Source organism: Paractinoplanes rhizophilus (genome assembly GCF_042664765.1).
GTDB lineage: Bacteria > Actinomycetota > Actinomycetes > Mycobacteriales > Micromonosporaceae > Actinoplanes > Actinoplanes rhizophilus.
Genome location: NZ_JBHTBJ010000006.1, coordinates 218,846 through 235,588 on the forward strand (window position 1 = coordinate 218,846; position 16,743 = coordinate 235,588).

Here is a 16,743-nt window from a genome sequence, read left to right on the forward strand (position 1 = left end):
CGTCGGCCGATCGCGCCGGCGGGGGTGATTTGCGTATTACGCTCGCATTGGTGAGTTTGGTGAGGCGACGGGGGAGTGCTACCGCCGCGGCGGACGAGCGCCGCGGCCGATCGGCCGGATCCTGGCTCGCCGCGGTCGTGCTGGTCGCCGGCATCGCCGCCACGCTGCTGACCGTCCACGCGGTGCGCTCCGCCCAGCGGGAGAACGCGGACAGCGTCATGGACCAGCGCGCCGAGATGGCCGCCGCCGCCGTGCGCACCGAGACCGAGCGGTACAGCTCGCTGCTCGCGGCCACGGCGGCCGGCCTTGCCACCGACCACACGATCACCTGGGAGGACTTCGACGCGGCCACCGCGCCGCTCGCGTCGGCCTCGCTGATCGGCGCCACCAGCGTCGCCTTCGTCGTGCCGGGGACGACGGCGCAGGCGCCGGCCATGCAGCGACTGTGGCGCTCGCGCGGCGCGGACGGGCTGGTGCTGCGGCCCGCCGCCGGCCGGGACGAGCACTACTTCACCATCTTCACCCGCGGGCTGGGCACCACGCCCGGGCCCGACGGGCTCGACCTGGCCGTCGCGGCCGAGCCGGCCGGCGCGCTCGCCGACGCCCGCCGGATGAGCGTGCCGACCGTCTCCGACACGTACGTGTTGCTGCGTGACCGCGGTCTGCCGGCCGCGCGGCAGCAGCATTCGTTCGTCTTCACCGCGCCGATCTGGCCGCGCGCCGCCGACCCGCAGTTCCGCGGCTGGCTCGTGCTGGGCATGCGCGGGCAGGACTTCCTCAGCGGCGTACTCGCCACGGTGAGCCAGGGGCAGCTCGACGCGACGCTGCGGGCGCACAACACCGACGGCAGCCGGCACGTCGTCGCCCGCTTTCCCGCGCCCGGCGAGCCCGACCTCGAGCGCGAGTCCCTGCTCGACGTGGCCGACCGGGAGTGGACTTTGACCGTCCGGGCCGACTCCGGCCGCCTGCCCGGCGCGCACAGCGGCCTGCCGGGCGCGGTGCTGGGCGGCTGCCTGGCGATCACGGTCATCCTCGCCGGGCTGGTCCACGTGCTCGCCACCGGACGGGAGCGGGCGGTCGCCCGGGTCCGCGAGGCGACCGCCGGGCTGCGCGCCGCCGAGGCCGAGAGCCGGCGGCAGGCGGGGCTGCTCGGCGCGGTGATGACCAGCATCGGCGACGGGGTCGGCGTGGTCGACGAGAACGGGCGGTTCCTGCTGCACAATCCGGCCGCCAAGCAGCTGCTCGGGGTGCCCGACGACGCCGATCGCCCGGATGCCTGGCAGGAGCACTACGGGCTGTTCCGGCCGGACGGGCGCACGCCGTTCCCGCTCGACGAGCTGCCGCTGATGCGGGCGCTGCGCGGCGAGCACGCCAGCGGCGTCGAGATGGTGGTGCGCAACCCGGCCCGGCCCGACGGCATCGTGATCAGCGTCGACGGGCGGCCGCTCGACGCCGGCGCGGGGCAGCGCGGCGCGGTCGCCGTCTTCCACGACATCACCGACATCCGCCGCTACGAGTCCGACCTCGCCGTGTTCGCGGGCGTGGTGGCGCACGACCTCAAGGCGCCGCTGACGGTGGTGCGCGGGCACTGCGAGGCGGCGCAGGAGGCGCTCGAGGACGGCGACGATCCGAGCGCCTCGCTCGACCGCATCGAGCGGGCGGTGCAACGGATGGCCGGGATGATCGACACGCTGCTCGCGTACACGACGGCCCGCGACGCGCCGCTCACCGCCGAGACGGTCGACCTGGGCGAGCTGGTGGCCGAGGTGGTGCAGGACCGGGCCCGGCACGACCCCGCGCCCGAGGTGTTCGTCGGCGACCTGCCGGCCGTGCGGGCCGACCCGGCGATGCTGCGGCACGTGCTCGACAACCTGATCGGCAACGCCCTCAAGTACGTGCGCCCGGGCGCCGCCGCCCGGGTCGACGTGACCGCCTCCCCGGTCGGGACCGGCTGGACCCGGATCGAGGTGGCCGACCGCGGGATCGGCATCCCGGACGCCGAGAAGCACGCGGTCTTCGAGAGGTTCCACCGGGCGCACGCGTCCGCCGGTTACGACGGCACGGGGCTGGGCCTGGCCATCTGCAAACGGATCGTCGAGCGCCACGGCGGGGAGATCGGTGTCGCCGACAACCCCGGCGGCGGGACGCGGTTCCACTTCACCCTGGAGGTGTCGGACATGAAGCTCAAGGCGCGCAAGAAGGACGACGACAAGGCCCGCGAGAAGCTGGAGCGGGCGCTGGCCGGGCGGGCCGCGATGGAGAAGGCGCGCCTGCCGGGGATGAGCGCGCTGCCGGCCGCCGACCCGTCCGGCCGCGACCCGAGCGCCGCCCGGCTGCGCTCACCCGTGCCACACGACTGAATGCGGCCGGCGGGGCATGACGCTGGCACGTCCAGCACGAGGTGGTGGTCATTCCGAAGTCGAAGACCGAGGCGCGGATCCGTACGAATCACGATATTTCTGGATTTGAACTTTCGGACGCGGAGATGGCGGCGATCGACGGCTTGGGGCGGCGATAATCACCAGGCGTGCGCGCGCCTGATATGCCTATTCTTGCTGCGCCATGTCGACAACACCCGCCGCGCTTCGCACCCGGCTAGCCGAGCTCCTTCCCCGCGACGAACGGCGACTCCAGCGCCGGCTGGAGGGCACCAGGAAGATCCGCGACGAGGCGGCCCGGGCGGCCGTGCTCGCGGAGATCTCCGCGGAGGCCGACGCGGCCTTCGCGCGGCTGGAGTCCCGGCTCGCGTCCGTGCCCAAGGTGACCTATCCCGAGGCGCTGCCGGTCAGCCGGCGCAAGGACGACATCCTCGCCGCTATCCGCGACCACCAGGTCGTGGTGGTGGCCGGCGAGACCGGCTCCGGCAAGACGACCCAGCTTCCCAAGATCTGTCTGGAGCTGGGTCGCGGCGTGCGCGGCCAGATCGGGCACACCCAGCCGCGGCGCATCGCGGCCCGCACGGTCGCCGAGCGCATCGCCGAGGAGCTCGACCGGCCGCTCGGCTCGACGGTGGGCTACAAGGTGCGCTTCACCGACCAGGTCGGCGACGACACCATGATCAAGGTGATGACCGACGGCATCCTGCTCGCCGAGATCCAGAACGACCGGCAGCTGCGCCGCTACGACACCCTGATCATCGACGAGGCGCACGAGCGCAGCCTCAACATCGACTTCATCCTGGGGTACCTGCGCGATCTGCTCCCGCGCCGCCCGGATCTCAAGCTGATCATCACGTCCGCCACGATCGAGACCCAGCGTTTCGCGGAGCATTTCGCCGGCCCGGACGGCAAGCCCGCGCCCGTGATCGAGGTCTCCGGCCGGACCTACCCGGTCGAGGTCCGGTACCGGCCGCTGGTCCAGACCGCCGCGGACGAGTCTTCAGTCCGGTCAGGGGTGGTGGCGGGGCGGTCGGATGGGGACACCGAAGAGCCGATGGACCAGGTCGACGGCATCGCCGAGGCGGTCGACGAGCTCGGCCGCGACGGCGACGGCGACATCCTCGTCTTCCTCTCCGGCGAGCGGGAGATCCGCGACACCGCCGACGCGCTCGCCAAGCGGAACCTGCGCGCCACCGACATCGTCCCGCTCTACGGGCGGTTGTCGGCCGCCGAGCAGCATCGCGTCTTCGAGCGGCACACCCAGCGCCGGGTCGTGCTCGCCACCAACGTCGCCGAGACCTCGCTGACCGTCCCCGGCATCCGCTACGTGATCGACCCCGGCACGGCCCGGATCAGCCGCTACTCCAACCGGCTCAAGGTCCAGCGCCTGCCGATCGAGCCGGTCTCGCAGGCCAGCGCCAACCAGCGCAAGGGACGCTGCGGGCGGCTCGCCGACGGCATCTGCATCCGGCTCTACTCGGAAGAGGATTTCGACGCGCGGCCGGAATTCACCGAGCCCGAGATCCTGCGGACGAATCTCGCCAGCGTCATTCTGCAGATGACCAATCTGGGGCTCGGCGACCTGGCGAAGTTCCCGTTCATCGACCCGCCCGACAAGCGCAACATCACCGACGGCGTCAAATTGCTCGAGGAACTGGGCGCGCTCGACGAGCGCCGGCTCACGCCGCTCGGCCGGCAGCTCGCCCAACTGCCCGTCGACCCGCGCCTGGCCCGCATGGTCATCGAGGCCGACAAGCAGAACTGCGTCGCCGAGGTGATGGTCATCGCGGCGGCGTTGTCGATCCAGGATCCGCGCGAGCGCCCGGTCGACAAGCAGCAGCAGGCCGACGAGAAGCACGCCCGGTTCACCGACAAGGAGTCGGATTTCTTCAGCTACCTCAATCTCTGGCGCTATCTGCGCGAGAAACAGCAGGAGCTTTCCGGCAACCAGTTCCGCCGCTTATGCCGCGCCGAATTCCTCAATTATTTACGCGTACGGGAATGGCAGGACATCTACGCCCAGCTGCGGCAGGTCGCCCGTACCCTCGGGCTGACGTTGCAGGAGGACCGCGAGGAGGTCGCCGAGGGGCAGCATGTGCACACCGCGCTGCTCGCCGGCCTGCTCAGCCACATCGGGCTCAAGGACACCGACAAGCGCGAATACCTCGGCGCGCGGGGCGCGAAGTTCGCCATCTTCCCCGGCTCGGCGCTGTTCAAGAAGCAACCGCGCTGGGTGATGTCGGCCGAGCTCGTCGAGACCAGCCGCCTGTGGGGGCGGGTCAATGCCCGGATCGAGCCCGAATGGGCCGAGAAGCTCGCCCCGCACCTGGTCAAACACTCGTACTCGGAACCGCACTGGGAAAAGAAGCAGGGCGCGGTCATGGCGTACGAGAAAGTCACGCTCTATGGTCTTCCGATCGTGCCGCGAAGGCGGGTGGGATACGCGCGGATCGACCCGGTGCTGTGCCGGGAGCTGTTCATCCGGCACGCGCTGGTCGAGGGTGACTGGGACACCCACCACAAGTTCTTCGACGAGAACAGGCGCCTGCTGGAGCGGATCGAGGAAATCGAGAACCGGGCCCGGCGGCGGGACATCGCGGTCGACGACGAGACGGTTTTCCGGCTCTACGACGCGCGCATCCCGGCCGAGGTCGTCACCGCCCGGCATTTCGACGCGTGGTGGAAGAAGGCGCGGCGGGACGATCCCGACCTGCTGACGTTCACCCGCGAATTGCTGGTCAACGAGGGCCGCGACACGGTCGACCCGAACGCGTTCCCGGACGCGTGGCTGGCCAACGGGGTGCGGCTGCCGCTGACGTACGAGTTCGAGCCCAACACCGAGGCGGACGGCGTCACGGTCGAGGTGCCGCTGGCGCTGCTCAACAAGCTCGACCCGGAGGACTTCGGCTGGTCGGTGCCGGGGTTTCGCAAGGACGTCGTGATTTCCCTGATCCGCTCGCTGCCCAAGGCGCTGCGCACCAACTTCGTGCCGGTGCCGGACTGGGCCGAGGCCGTGCTCGACCGGGTACCGGCCCGGCGCGGTCCGCTCACCGACGCGATCGGCAACGAGCTGCGGCGGCTGACCGGGACGGTGGTGCCGCGGGACGCCTGGAAGCCGGCCGAGGTCCCCGCGCACCTGCGGATGAACTTCCGGGTGGTCGACGAATCGGGCGTCCTGCTCGGCTCGGGGCGCGATCTTGATGAGTTGCGGCGCCGGCTGGCGCCGAAGGTGCAGCAGACGATCTCTCGTGCGGCGGGGGACATCGAGCGGCGGGGGATCACCACCAACGACTTCGGGATGCTGCCCCGCCGCGTGGCCCAGGTTCGCGGCGGCTACCAGGTCACGGTGTTCCCGGCCCTGGTCGACGAGGGCGACAGCGTGGCGATCCGGGTCTTCGAGTCCGAGCCCGAGCAGCGGGTCGCCATGCGGGCCGGGACGCGCCGGCTGCTCCTGCTCACGCTGCCGCCGGCCGCCCGGTTCCTGCAGGGGCGGCTCGACAACCGGGCCAAGCTCGAGCTGTCCCGGGGGAACCCGTACCGGTCGATCGCGGAGCTGCTGGACGACTGCGCCGGCGCCGCGGTCGACAAGCTGGTGGCCGACGCCGGCGGGCCGGTGTGGTCGTCGATCGAGTTCGCGTCGCTGCGCGACACGGTCCGGCAGGACCTGGTGGAGGCGGTCGAGAGCGTGGTCGCCCAGGTCCAGGCCGTCCTGGCCACGACGTACGACGTGGACCAGCGCCTGAAGGGCCTGCGCGACCCGCAGCTGATCCCCGCGCTCGCCGACATCCGCCAGCAGCTCAAGGGCCTGGTCCACCCCGGCTTCGTCACCGAGACCGGCTGGAAGCAGCTGCACCACCTGCCGCGGTACCTGCGCGGCGTGGTCCACCGGCTGGACCGGGTGGCGTCCAACCTCGGCCGCGACCGGCAGCTCATGGCGCAGGTCCAGGAGATCGAGGCCGAGTACCGTGAGCTGCGTGCCGAGTTCCCGCCGCTCAGCCCGGCCGACGAGGGGCTCGCCGAGATCCGCTGGATGATCGAGGAGCTGCGGATCAACCTGTTCGCGCAGACCCTCGGCACCGCGTACCCGATTTCCGACAAACGCATCTACAAGGCGATGGATCAGCTCCCGGCGTAGCGGGCTCGGAGGCGCTCGGGTGCCGTTGGGTTACCCCCCTTCCGGGCGGGCCCGGCACCCCATAGCGTCTTCGCCATGACGAACGAATTCCTCGCCTTCGCCCCGATTTCCGCCGACGCCGTGATCCTCGACCCGGCCGTCGCGCAGCTGGACGAGATGATGGCGCGGGTGGGTGTCGACGGCTTGGCCGCCGCGTTCGCCGACCCGGGCCTGCTGGCCCTGGTCGACCAGCACGCGGCCGCCGTCCGCGACGCCCTGGCCGGCGCGGAGCGGCCGATCGACGCCGAGGCGTTGTCCGCGTACGCCCGTTCGATCGTCGCCGCGGCCCGCCGGGCCGGCCGCTTCGTCCCCGCCGCCGGCGAGGCGCCCACCCACCCCGCCGACTGGCAGTCGACCGACTGGCACGTGCTGCGCCTGGTCGCCGTCTGCCTGCTCGCCGACGACGCCGGCGCGCTCTGACCCGCGCCCTCGCAACCTCCTATTTCAGGTTTTACGGTAACAATTCGGGCAACGAGCGATCTCATAGGCATGAAGATCGTAATCACGCTCGCGGCGATGGCCGGGCTCCTCGTTCCCGCTTCGACCGCCCAGGCGGCCGCCGCCGCTTCCCCTGACGCCCCACCGGCTGCCGCGCCCGTCGCCGCGCCCGCCGCCACGCCCGCCGCCGCTGCCGCTGCCGCACCTGTTGCCGCTGCCGCTGCTGCTGCCGCACCTGTCACCGCACCCGTTGCGGGCACGCCGGCCGGCACCCCGGGCGCGCCGCTACTGGTGGCTCGCTGGGACTTCGACGCGGGCGCGGTCGCCGGGCGGGTCGCCGACACGTCGGGACGCGGCGTGGCGCTCACCGTCCGCGGCGCCGACCAGGGGGTCGTCCAGTTCGTCGGCGGCGCGACCGGCGGCAAGTACGTGGCCTTCCCGGCCGCGTGCCCGACCGGCGCGACGCCGTGCCCGCGCGGGCTGCTCGAGGCCGCCGACAACGCCAATCTCAACCCCGGGACCAGGCTGTTCCGCTGGTCGGCCCGGGTGCACCTGACGCGAGCCCAGGTCATCGGCTCGGCGAACATCATGCAGAAGGGCGTGGCCACCACCGGCAGCCAGTGGAAGATGCAGATCGGCGCGACCAACGGCCGCGCCCAGTGCGTCGCGGTCGGCGTCGGCACGCCCACCGCCTACATCGCCCGCTCGGCCACGACGGTCGCCGACGGCCTGTGGCACAAGATCCTGTGCCAGCGGGCCGGCACGTCGCTGGCCGTCTACGTCGACGGCGTCCGGAGCGGGGAGGCCACGATCCCGTCCACGCTCTCCATCGCCAACAGCCTGCCGCTGCGCATCGGCGGCCCCAACTTCAACAACCGCACCGACATGTACCACGGCCTCCTCGACGACGTGTACGCCGAACTGGGCTGAGGCTGACCCGGCGGCCTCGGCGGTCCCGGCCGGCGGAGGATGGGCCGGCTCACCGCGCGCTCGGCGCCGAACGCGAAACGGGCTCCACCCGCTGCGACCTGCGGGTGGAGCCCGTTCTTCCTAGCTTCGCCGGAACGCGTAGGAGCGGGACTTGCCCGGACCGACGCGGGCGTGGTCGCGCTCGGACCGGCCTAGGGCCGCCTGGCGGCTGTCGCGGGCGCCGTGATGTCCGATCTCGGCCGCCCCGGAACGGCCGTCCGGCTCGCCGGTCGTCTCGGGACGGGCCAGCGCGGCGGCGAAATCCTGCTTGGCGAGGTCGTCCCGGTCGACGTGGACGGAGAAGGGCGTGGTCATCCGAGCCTCCTTTGCGCGCCCCGGCGGAGCCAGGGCATTGCTGGGCCGGGCAGCGCCGGGCCGGCGAACGCGGCGCAGGGCGGTGCCGGGCAAGGTGGTGCCGTGGGAAGAGAGGGCGAGTGCTCCGGGCGTCGGCACGACGGCGTCTCCACGGCGGACAACCCGCCGGAGCGCCCGGAACCGGGACGCGAGGGCCACGACCGCGGCCCGGTGAGCATCAGAGGATCATGCGGACCACGGTAGCCGGGCCCGCACGGGCGCGCGAGCGAATTATCGGGCGGGCAGGCGAGCCAGCCCGGCGTCGAGGACGGACCGGGCGCGCGGGAAGTCGGTGAGCTGCGCCCGTACGGAAGAAATGCCGGCCCGGAGAGCCGGCGGCGGCACGCCTCGCGCCTGGAGCACCGCGGCCGTCCACTCGGCGAAGTCGGTGAAGATGGCGGGTTCGCGGAGGTAGAGCGCCGCGGCCAGGAAGTCGACGATGTGGCCGAGATCCTCGAGGGTGGCGTCCAGCTGCCGGTGGTCATAAGCCCGGACTGCCGGATACGTCGCGGCCAGCGATGACATCGTGGTGGCGATCAGCGACGGGCGCTCGCGCACGACGAACGTGTATTCGTCGTCGCCGAAGAGGACATCCTGCTCCGCCGGCGAGGACGGCGGCCCGGACGACGCCAGGCGGGCGACGGCCTCCTCGGCGTCGGCGGCCCACACGTCGGCGCCCAGCCGCTGCGCGTAGCGACCGCCCGGGCCGAAGCCCCGGCCGCCGGCGATGACCGGCACGCCGGCCGCCCGGCACGCGGTTATCGCGGCGTGCGCCCGGGGCAGGCGGGTGGCCAGCATGCAGCTCAGCGCCACCGCGTCGGGGCCGGTCTCGTGCAGGTGGGCGACCAGATGCGGGCCGGGCACGCTGGGGCCGAGGAAGTCCACCCGCCAGCCGTCGAGGCGCAGCATCTCGGCGAGGATCCGCGCCGGCAGCGCGTGCCATTCGCCGTCGACGCAGGCGATCGTGATACGGCCCCGGTGCGGCCGCACCGCGCATTGGGCCGCGACGTACGCCAGGGCACGCTCGCTGGTCGCGGTGGCGGCGTGCTCGCGTGCCACGGTCCACACGTTGGCCGCCCAGAGCTCGCCGACCCGGGTCTGGGTGGCGGCGATCAGGTCGACCATGACGCGCTGGGCGGGCATGCCCGCGGCGAGCAGGCCGGCGACGACCTCGACCGCGCCCTGCTCGTCGCCGTCGCCGACCAGGTGGAGGTAGCGCTCGGCGTCGGCGGCGACCGCCGTCATGCCCGGGACCGTCCGCGGCCCCGGCGGTTGTCGATGGCGAACGGGGACGGGGTCGGGGCGCCGCCGTCGCGCAGGCTCAGGGCGGTGCGGGCCGGGGCCCGGACCGCCAGCATCGCGATGTCGTCGCGCACGCCGCCGTGCACCCAGTCGGAGACCAGCTGCCGCAAACGCTCGACCGTGGCCGCGCCGGGCATCCCCAGGCAGCTGGCCAGCGCCGCGTGCAGGCGGGGCTCGCCCCACTGCTCGACGCCGGTCGGGCCGCCCCGCGCCTCGGTCAGGCCGTCGCTGTAGAGCAGGCAGATCTCGCCAGGGGCCAGCTCGACGTCGGCCGGCCGCACCACCGTGGCGGGGACCGCGCCGATCAGCGTGCCACTGGCCGGCACCTCCTCGACGCTGCCGTCGCCGCGCAGCACCAGCGGGGGCGGATGCCCGCCGCTGGCCAGGGTGAGCCGCACCCGGCCGTGCTCGGCCCGGCGCACCGAGCCGACCACCAGGGTCACGAAGCGCCGGTTCCGGCCGGACTGCAGCAGGGCCTGGTTGAGCACCCGCAGCATCTCGGCCGGGCCGGTGTCGACCAGGCGCAGCGCGCGCAGCGTCTGGCGGACCTTGCCGGTCAGCACGGCCGCCTCGGGGCCGGTGCCGCAGACGTCGCCGAGGGCGATCACCGTGTCGGCGCTGGACGCGGTCGGGCCGTACGCGTCGTAGAAGTCGCCGCCGATCCGCAGCGCGTCGTGCGCGGCCTGAAACGCGCCCACCAGCTCGAATCCGTCGGCCTGCGGCAGCGCGGGCGGCAGCAGGTCGGCCTGGAGCACCGCCGTCGTCTCCACCTGCTCGCGGTAGAGCGCGGCCGCCGAGATAGCCGCGCCGGCCCGCGCCGCGAAGACCCGGGCGAGCTCCTCGTCCTCGGCCGAGAACGGGGTGTCCCGGCGGCCCAGGACGAGCGCGCCGGCCGGCTCGGCGTTGCCGGGCAGCGGGGTGACGAGCACGCAGCCGACCGGGCCGAGACCGAGCCAGCCGGGCGCCTGCGACGCGTCCACCCAGCGGCTGGGGATCGGCGGGAATCCGTCGAGCACCGCGGTCAGGCCCGGAACCTCGGACAGCGAATCCTCTCCGACGGTGCCCTCCTCGACCGGGCCGTCGCCGATCAGGCGCAGCCACGAGCTGCGCTGGAGCGCGGGCGGCAGCAGCACGACCGCCGCGTCGGCGAGGTGGGCGACCGCGAGCTCGGCCGTGGTGCGCAGGCACCGGCCGAGGTGCAGCGACCCGGAGAGCCGGCGCCCCGCCTCGGCGAGGATGGTGGAGCGGGTGCGATCGCGCAGGAACCAGCCGTAGTGGCCGGGGGCCAGCGGCCGGCGCCGGCCCTCGAGGTGCCGCCGGGCGTGGGTGGCGGTGAACGTGTCGGCGCACGCCGGGAACAGGTCGGGGGACAGGCCGGGGACCAGGGCGGACGCCGCCTTGTTGACCAGCAGGATCGAGTCGTCGGCGGCGTCGCAGAGGACGACCGCCTCGTCGGTCGCGTCGAGCGCGGCGCGCAGCAGGGCGGGCGCCGGCCCATCGGTGCGCAGCTCGCTCGCGATCCCGGTCAATGATCCTCCCTCCTCGTCAGCGTATCCCGTCGCCTGCGGGGCGCTCGATGTCGACCACGATGGGCGCGTGGTCGGAGGGGCCCTTGCCCTTGCGCGCCTCGCGGTCGATCACCGCGTCGGTCACCTCCCCGGCGATGTCCGGGCTGGCGAGCACGAGATCGATCCGCATGCCCTTGTTCATGTGGAACATGCCCGCCCGATAGTCCCAGTAGGTGAAGGGCCGGTCGCCCTTGAGCGGGCGGCCCACGATGTCGCGCAGGCCGAGATCCTGGATCGCGGCGAGCGCCTCCCGCTCGGGCGGGGTGACGTGGGTGGAACCGACGAAGACCGCCGGGTCCCACACGTCGTCGTCGGTGGGTGCGACGTTGAAGTCGCCGGCCACGACCAGCGGCCCCGCGGCCAGATCGTCCTTCAGCGAGGCGCGCAGGGCGGCCAGCCACGCGAGCTTGTATGTGTAATGAGGATCGTCCGGCGTCCGCCCATTAGGGACGTAGACCGAAATAAACCGAATTCCGCCGCAGAGCGCGCTCACGTAGCGCGCCTCCTGCTCGGGAAAGCCGGGCTCGCCGGGGAAGCCCTGCCGCACGTCTTCGAGGCCGATCCGGGACAGGACGGCCACGCCGTTCCAGCGGCCCTGCCCGAAGTGTGCGGTCCGGTATCCGAGATCGGAGATGTCGGGGAACTCGGCGACCTTGGTCTCCTGCACGCACAGCACGTCGGGCCGGGTGGCGGCGAGCCATTCCCGCAGCCGCGGGAGCCGGGCCTTGACCGAGTTGACGTTCCACGTCGCGAAGCGCATCTGCCCAGCCTGCCGCATCGCGGCCGGGGGCGGGAGCATCAGGGCCGGCGAACCGCCGCCATGAGCGCCGCGGCGAGCCCGACGGTGAGCACGAACAGGACGGTGACCATCGCGGTCATCATCGGCAACTCCGGGTGTGATGCGCGTTACTGGGGGGAGGCTCGAATGATGCCCGACCGAACGGGCGGAGGGAAGGGGTCATTCGGTGCCCGCGAGAGTTGCCGCAGCTCCGGACGTGTGCCAATGTGCCGCGAACTCCGTCGGGGGCACCGCCGGGCCCCACAGCCAGCCCTGCCCGTCGGTCACGCCCATGGCCGCCAGGGCGTCCCGCTGCACCCGGGTCTCCACACCCTCGGCGATGACGCTCAGGTGCAGCGCCTGGCTCATCGCCACGATCGCCCGGACCAGCTCGCCGGCCTCCTCGTCGGCGCCCAGCCCGATCACGAACGAGCGGTCGATCTTCACGCCGGTGACCGGGAACCGGCGCAGGTAGCCCAGCCCCGAGAAGCCCGTGCCGAAGTCGTCGATCAGCAGCTTGACGCCGAGCTCGCGCAGCTCGAAGACGACCCGTGAGGTGGCGCCCGAGCTGTCCATCATCACCGTCTCGGTCATCTCCAGGGCCACGCAGCGGGCCGGCACGCCGTACTCGAGCAGCTCGGCCGAGACGATCAGCGGCAGCGACGGGTCGGTGAGCTGCCGGGCCGAGACATTGATGGACACATAGAAGTCGTCCGCGACGGTGCCGTCGGCCCGCCACGCGGCGAGCTGGCGCAGCGCCTCCTGCCGTACGTAGGTGCCGATCGCCCCGATCAGCCCGGCGTCCTCGGCGAGCGGGATGAACACGGCCGGCGAGATCGGGCCGCGCTCGGCGTGCGACCAGCGGACCAGCGCTTCCGCGCCGATCGGCCGGCCGGACTCCAGCCGGACCAGCGGCTGGTACGCCACCCGGAGCTCGCCGTCGCCCAGCGCGCGGCGCAGCGCGACCTCCAGCTCGATGCGCTCGCGCACCTGGTCGTGCATCGACCGGTCGAACACGGTGGCATGGCCCGGGCCGGCGGACTTCGCCTGGTACATCGCGGTGTCGGCGTCGCGCATCAGCTCCTCGGCGTCGCCGTCCGGGCCGGCCGAGGCGATGCCGATCGAGGCGCTGATCTTCAGCTCGACGTCGCGCACCACGAACGGGCGGTCGAAGCAGGCGCGCACCAGGTCGACCAGGTGCTCGGCCCGCGGCCGGTCGCCGGCGCAGGCCAGCAGGAACTCGTCGCCGCCGAGCGCCGCGACCATGACGTCGGCGGGCACCCGGGCCCGCAGCCGCTCGCCCACCTCGATCACCAGGCGGTCGCCGGTGTCGTGGCCCCAGGAGTCGTTGACGTACTTGAAGCCGTCCAGGTCGAGCAGGGCCACCCAGATGGTGCCCTCGCCGAGCGAGAGGAGCCGGGCGATCTCGTCGCACATCATCCGCCGGTTCGGCAGGCCGGTGAGCGGATCGTGGTTGGCGGCGTACTCGGCGAAGTGCTGGGCGCGGGTCTGCGCCTGCACCGCCGCCACCGCCCGCAGCAGCAGCAACGTCACGATCATCAGGCCGGTGATGGCCAGCGCGAACCGGCGGTCCGCGGTGTCGCCGACGACCAGCAGCAGCACGAACGGGGTGGCCAGTGCCGGGATGAGCAGCGCCATCCGGCGGGTCGACCAGGCCGGGACCGGCGGGCGGGCGGGGCGGCCCAGGACGGCCGCCGAGGGGTGCAGCGCGGTGACCCCGAGCAGCGTGTACGCGATCAGGAACGGAGCGTCGAGCAGCGGGGACGTGTAGAGGTGGCCGGAACGGCCGATGATCGCGTACGCGAGATCGCCGGTCAGCATGAGGCCCATACCGCCGAGCAGGGACAGCAGCGAGAGCGGCCAGGCCCGCGCGGTGAAGGTCAGGTTCAGCACCATCATCAGCACCACGACATCGAACAGCGGGTACAGGCCGGCCAGGGCGGAGACCAGGACCGAGCGGCCGCCCACCTCCACGGCCGGCATGGCTAGCAGCAGCGTGCTCGCGATGCCCCCGGCCAGGCAGATGATCAGGCCGTCCAGCACCACGTGCCGCTCCATCACCTGCCGGGCCCGCAGCAGCCGCCAGAAGAAGGCGAACAGCAGCAGGTAGCCGGGGATCGTGAAGCAGTCCGAGATCAGTGGCAGCCCGGCGTCGGTCACGAACGGGCGCACGACCATCCCGACCAGGAAGCTCGACGCGGAGACCCCGATCAGGTTCCAGGCCCCGCGCGGCTCGGCCCGCAGGCGGCGCGGGCCGAAGAAGCAGGCGAAGACCGTGCCCACCCCGACGACCAGCGCGCAGGCGCTGTTCACGGCGGGAGAGAGGTCGGTCAGGTACAGGGCCGTCGCCGCCGCCCCGCCAAGGGCCCACAGCCGCCACAATCCGGTCATCAACGGTTAGATCGGCTCGTGGCTCGCCAGAATTAGGTCAACGCGCCCGCCCGCGTCGAGGGGGACGACCGGGGCGCCGGCGCGGACCGGCCGTGCACGAAGACCGAGGGACAGGCGCCGTGGTGCAGCACCTCCCGGGCGACCGACCCCAGCAACCCGCCGTGCCCGCCGCGGGTGCCCAGCACGATCACCCGGGCCCGGCGCGACGCCAGCACCAGCGTCGGCCCCGGCTCGCCGGCGAGCAGCCGCACCCGGGCCTGCGGCGCGACGGCCGCGGCCTCGGCGAGGACCTCCCGGCCCCCCTCCTCGTGCCGGCCGCCGAACTCCGGCACCACGTGCACCACCTCGATCGGGATCCGCCGCCGGCGCGCCTCGGCCTGGGCGTGCCGCAGCGCCCGCATCCCGTTGGAAGAACCATCCACGGCGGCCAGGACCACCCCGCGCGGCGGGCGCGGCCCACGGGCCACCAGCACCGGGCACCACGCGCGGGCGACCGTCTGCACGAGGACCGAGGACGGCGGCAGCCAGGGGGTGGTGGCCAGGTCGTCGTCGCCGAGGACCAGCAGGTCACTGGTGCGGCTCAGGCGTAACAGGACCCGATCGGGCAACCCGTCGACGAGTTGACCTGTCACCCGCGCCCCGGGTGTGGAACGCTGGGCAGTGGCGACCGCCTCGTCGACCGCCCGGGCGGCGGCCCGGCGTGCGCCGTCGTAATCGAGCCCGGCGCCCGGCGGGCCATGACTGGGCCAGGTGAACGCGTGGACGACTCGGAGCCGGCAACCGCGGGAGACGGCCTCCCGGGCGGCCAGGCGCGCCGCGGCCAGCCCGGCCGGGGTGCCGGTCACGCCGACCACCACAGGGTTTGGCACCGGTCTCACCTCCGCACTGAGACTGTGCACCATTATCTATGCTTCGGCGCCACTCTTCGTGATCAATCCCTCAGCGGGTGGCCACCTGATGACCCATTCAGGTTGAGGGTTTACGGTGAACGACAAATTCTTGTGGACATCTGCCGGTGAAGTGAGGGAAATACATGACGGATGTCAAGCTCGACCACCCGGGTGGCCAGTTGTCGATGCCGGTACGCGAGGCGGTCGAGGGTCCCGGCGGCATCGACGTCAGTGCCCTCCTCAAGGAGACCGGCTTCGTCACCCTCGACCAGGGCTTCGTGAACACGGCGTCGACGACCTCGGCGATCACCTACATCGACGGCGACGCGGGCATCCTGCGCTACCGCGGTTTCCCGATCGAGCAGCTCGCCGAGAAGTCGACGTTCCTCGAGGTGTCGTATCTTCTGATGCACGACGCGCTGCCGACCCCGACGCAGCTGAAGGACTTCGCCGACAAGATTCGCGTGCACACCCTGCTGCAGGAGGAGATGCGCTCGTTCTTCTCCGGATTCCCGCGCGACGCGCACCCGATGGCCGTTCTTTCCTCGGCGGTCACCGCGTTGTCCACCTTCTATCAGGACGCCCTCGACCCCAAGGATCCCGAGCAGGTCGAGATCTCCGGGATCCGCCTGATGGCGAAGCTTCCGACCATCGCGGCGTACGCGTACAAGAAGAGCATCGGCCATCCGCTGCCCTACCCCGACAACTCCCTCGACTACGTCGAGAACTTCCTGCGCATGACCTTCGGCCTGCCCACCGTGCAATACGACGTGGACCCCGAGGTCGCCAAGATTCTCGACATGCTTTTCATCCTGCACGCCGACCACGAGCAGAACTGCTCGACCTCGACGGTCCGCCTCGTCGGATCGGCCGAGGCCAATCTGTTCGCCTCGGTCTCGGCCGGCATCAACGCGCTGTCCGGCCCGCTGCACGGCGGCGCCAACGCGGCGGTTCTCGAGATGCTCGAGCAGATCCGCAAGGACGGCGGCGACGTCAACGCGTTCGTCACCCGGGTGAAGAACAAGGAAAAGGGCGTCAAGCTCATGGGCTTCGGCCACCGGGTCTACAAGAATTACGACCCGCGCGCCGCCATCGTCAAGAAGGCCGCCCTCCAGATGCTCAACACCCTGGACAAGCCCGACCCGCTGCTCGACATCGCGTTCCAGCTCGAAGAGATCGCGCTCAACGACGACTACTTCGTCAGCCGCAAGCTCTACCCGAACGTCGATTTCTACACGGGCCTGATCTACAAGGCGATGGGCTTCCCGACCAAGATGTTCACGGTTCTGTTCGCGATCGGCCGCCTGCCCGGCTGGATCGCGCAGTGGACCGAGATGATGAACGACCCGGCCACCAAGATCGGCCGTCCGCGTCAGCTCTACACCGGTTCCGCCGAGCGCGAGTTCATCGCGATCGACAAGCGCTGATCAATTCGCGGGAAACGCCCCGTCGTCCGGTTACGGCGGGGCGTTTCCGTGCG

At 72.3% G+C, this 16,743-nt stretch carries 11 protein-coding genes; 5 read left to right on the forward strand and 6 right to left on the reverse strand.

What is annotated here, in order from left to right:
• Window positions 1–50: 50 nt before the first annotated feature.
• From ACFQS1_RS11705 to ACFQS1_RS11720, 4 genes are all read left to right on the forward strand, one after another.
• Window positions 51–2,360: an ATP-binding protein gene (locus tag ACFQS1_RS11705; protein WP_378966828.1), complete on the forward strand. Its 2,310-nt coding sequence runs from the start codon at window positions 51–53 to the stop codon at window positions 2,358–2,360.
• 202 nt (window positions 2,361–2,562) lie between these two features.
• Window positions 2,563–6,513, forward strand: coding sequence for an ATP-dependent RNA helicase HrpA (gene hrpA / locus ACFQS1_RS11710; RefSeq protein WP_378966830.1), 3,951 nt, complete (start codon window positions 2,563–2,565; stop codon window positions 6,511–6,513).
• 75 nt (window positions 6,514–6,588) lie between these two features.
• Entirely contained in the window at window positions 6,589–6,972 is a 384-nt protein-coding gene (locus ACFQS1_RS11715) for a DUF6401 family natural product biosynthesis protein (RefSeq protein WP_378966832.1), read from the forward strand.
• Window positions 6,973–7,041: 69 nt separating this feature from the next.
• Window positions 7,042–7,920, forward strand: a complete 879-nt coding sequence (locus tag ACFQS1_RS11720) for a LamG-like jellyroll fold domain-containing protein (protein ID WP_378966834.1) — start codon at window positions 7,042–7,044, stop codon at window positions 7,918–7,920.
• A gap of 120 nt (window positions 7,921–8,040) precedes the next feature.
• Here ACFQS1_RS11720 and ACFQS1_RS11725 read toward each other — a convergent pair whose 3' ends face one another.
• The 6 genes from ACFQS1_RS11725 to ACFQS1_RS11750 all read right to left on the reverse strand — a co-directional run bounded on the left by ACFQS1_RS11725 (window position 8,041) and on the right by ACFQS1_RS11750 (window position 15,242).
• Window positions 8,041–8,274, reverse strand: coding sequence for a hypothetical protein (locus tag ACFQS1_RS11725; RefSeq protein WP_378966836.1), 234 nt, complete (start codon window positions 8,272–8,274; stop codon window positions 8,041–8,043).
• Between the two features lie 270 nt (window positions 8,275–8,544).
• On the reverse strand, window positions 8,545–9,558 hold the full coding sequence (locus ACFQS1_RS11730) for a cobalamin B12-binding domain-containing protein (protein WP_378966838.1): 1,014 nt from the start codon (window positions 9,556–9,558) through the stop codon (window positions 8,545–8,547).
• On the reverse strand, window positions 9,555–11,144 hold the full coding sequence (locus ACFQS1_RS11735; protein ID WP_378966840.1) for a PP2C family protein-serine/threonine phosphatase: 1,590 nt from the start codon (window positions 11,142–11,144) through the stop codon (window positions 9,555–9,557). Before ACFQS1_RS11735 ends, ACFQS1_RS11730 begins: the two co-directional genes overlap by 4 nt.
• 16 nt (window positions 11,145–11,160) lie before the next feature.
• Window positions 11,161–11,943 (reverse strand): exodeoxyribonuclease III, encoded by a 783-nt coding sequence (locus tag ACFQS1_RS11740; protein ID WP_378966842.1) that lies wholly within the window; start codon window positions 11,941–11,943, stop codon window positions 11,161–11,163.
• A 198-nt stretch (window positions 11,944–12,141) separates the two neighbouring features.
• Window positions 12,142–14,373 carry a putative bifunctional diguanylate cyclase/phosphodiesterase gene (locus tag ACFQS1_RS11745; RefSeq protein WP_378966844.1) on the reverse strand — a complete coding sequence of 744 codons (2,232 nt, stop codon included), beginning with the start codon at window positions 14,371–14,373 and terminating at the stop codon, window positions 12,142–12,144.
• Window positions 14,374–14,405: 32 nt separating this feature from the next.
• On the reverse strand, window positions 14,406–15,242 hold the full coding sequence (locus tag ACFQS1_RS11750; protein WP_378966846.1) for a universal stress protein: 837 nt from the start codon (window positions 15,240–15,242) through the stop codon (window positions 14,406–14,408).
• 164 nt (window positions 15,243–15,406) lie between these two features.
• On the opposite strand from ACFQS1_RS11750, the gene ACFQS1_RS11755 reads away from it, so the two are divergent.
• On the forward strand, window positions 15,407–16,690 hold the full coding sequence (locus ACFQS1_RS11755; RefSeq protein ID WP_378966848.1) for a citrate synthase: 1,284 nt from the start codon (window positions 15,407–15,409) through the stop codon (window positions 16,688–16,690).
• The last annotated feature ends 53 nt before the right edge of the window (window positions 16,691–16,743 follow it).

What these genes read in the sequence shown, in the direction of transcription:
- ACFQS1_RS11745 (WP_378966844.1), bottom strand. Translation starts at nt 14,373, where the DNA reads ATGACCGGATTGTGGCGGCTGTGGGCCCTTGGCGGGGCGGCGGCGACG.
- hrpA (WP_378966830.1), top strand. Translation starts at nt 2,563, where the DNA reads ATGTCGACAACACCCGCCGCGCTTCGCACCCGGCTAGCCGAGCTCCTT.
- ACFQS1_RS11725 (WP_378966836.1), bottom strand. Translation starts at nt 8,274, where the DNA reads ATGACCACGCCCTTCTCCGTCCACGTCGACCGGGACGACCTCGCCAAG.
- ACFQS1_RS11740 (WP_378966842.1), bottom strand. Translation starts at nt 11,943, where the DNA reads ATGCGCTTCGCGACGTGGAACGTCAACTCGGTCAAGGCCCGGCTCCCG.
- ACFQS1_RS11755 (WP_378966848.1), top strand. Translation starts at nt 15,407, where the DNA reads ATGACGGATGTCAAGCTCGACCACCCGGGTGGCCAGTTGTCGATGCCG.
- ACFQS1_RS11715 (WP_378966832.1), top strand. Translation starts at nt 6,589, where the DNA reads ATGACGAACGAATTCCTCGCCTTCGCCCCGATTTCCGCCGACGCCGTG.
- ACFQS1_RS11730 (WP_378966838.1), bottom strand. Translation starts at nt 9,558, where the DNA reads ATGACGGCGGTCGCCGCCGACGCCGAGCGCTACCTCCACCTGGTCGGC.
- ACFQS1_RS11720 (WP_378966834.1), top strand. Translation starts at nt 7,042, where the DNA reads ATGAAGATCGTAATCACGCTCGCGGCGATGGCCGGGCTCCTCGTTCCC.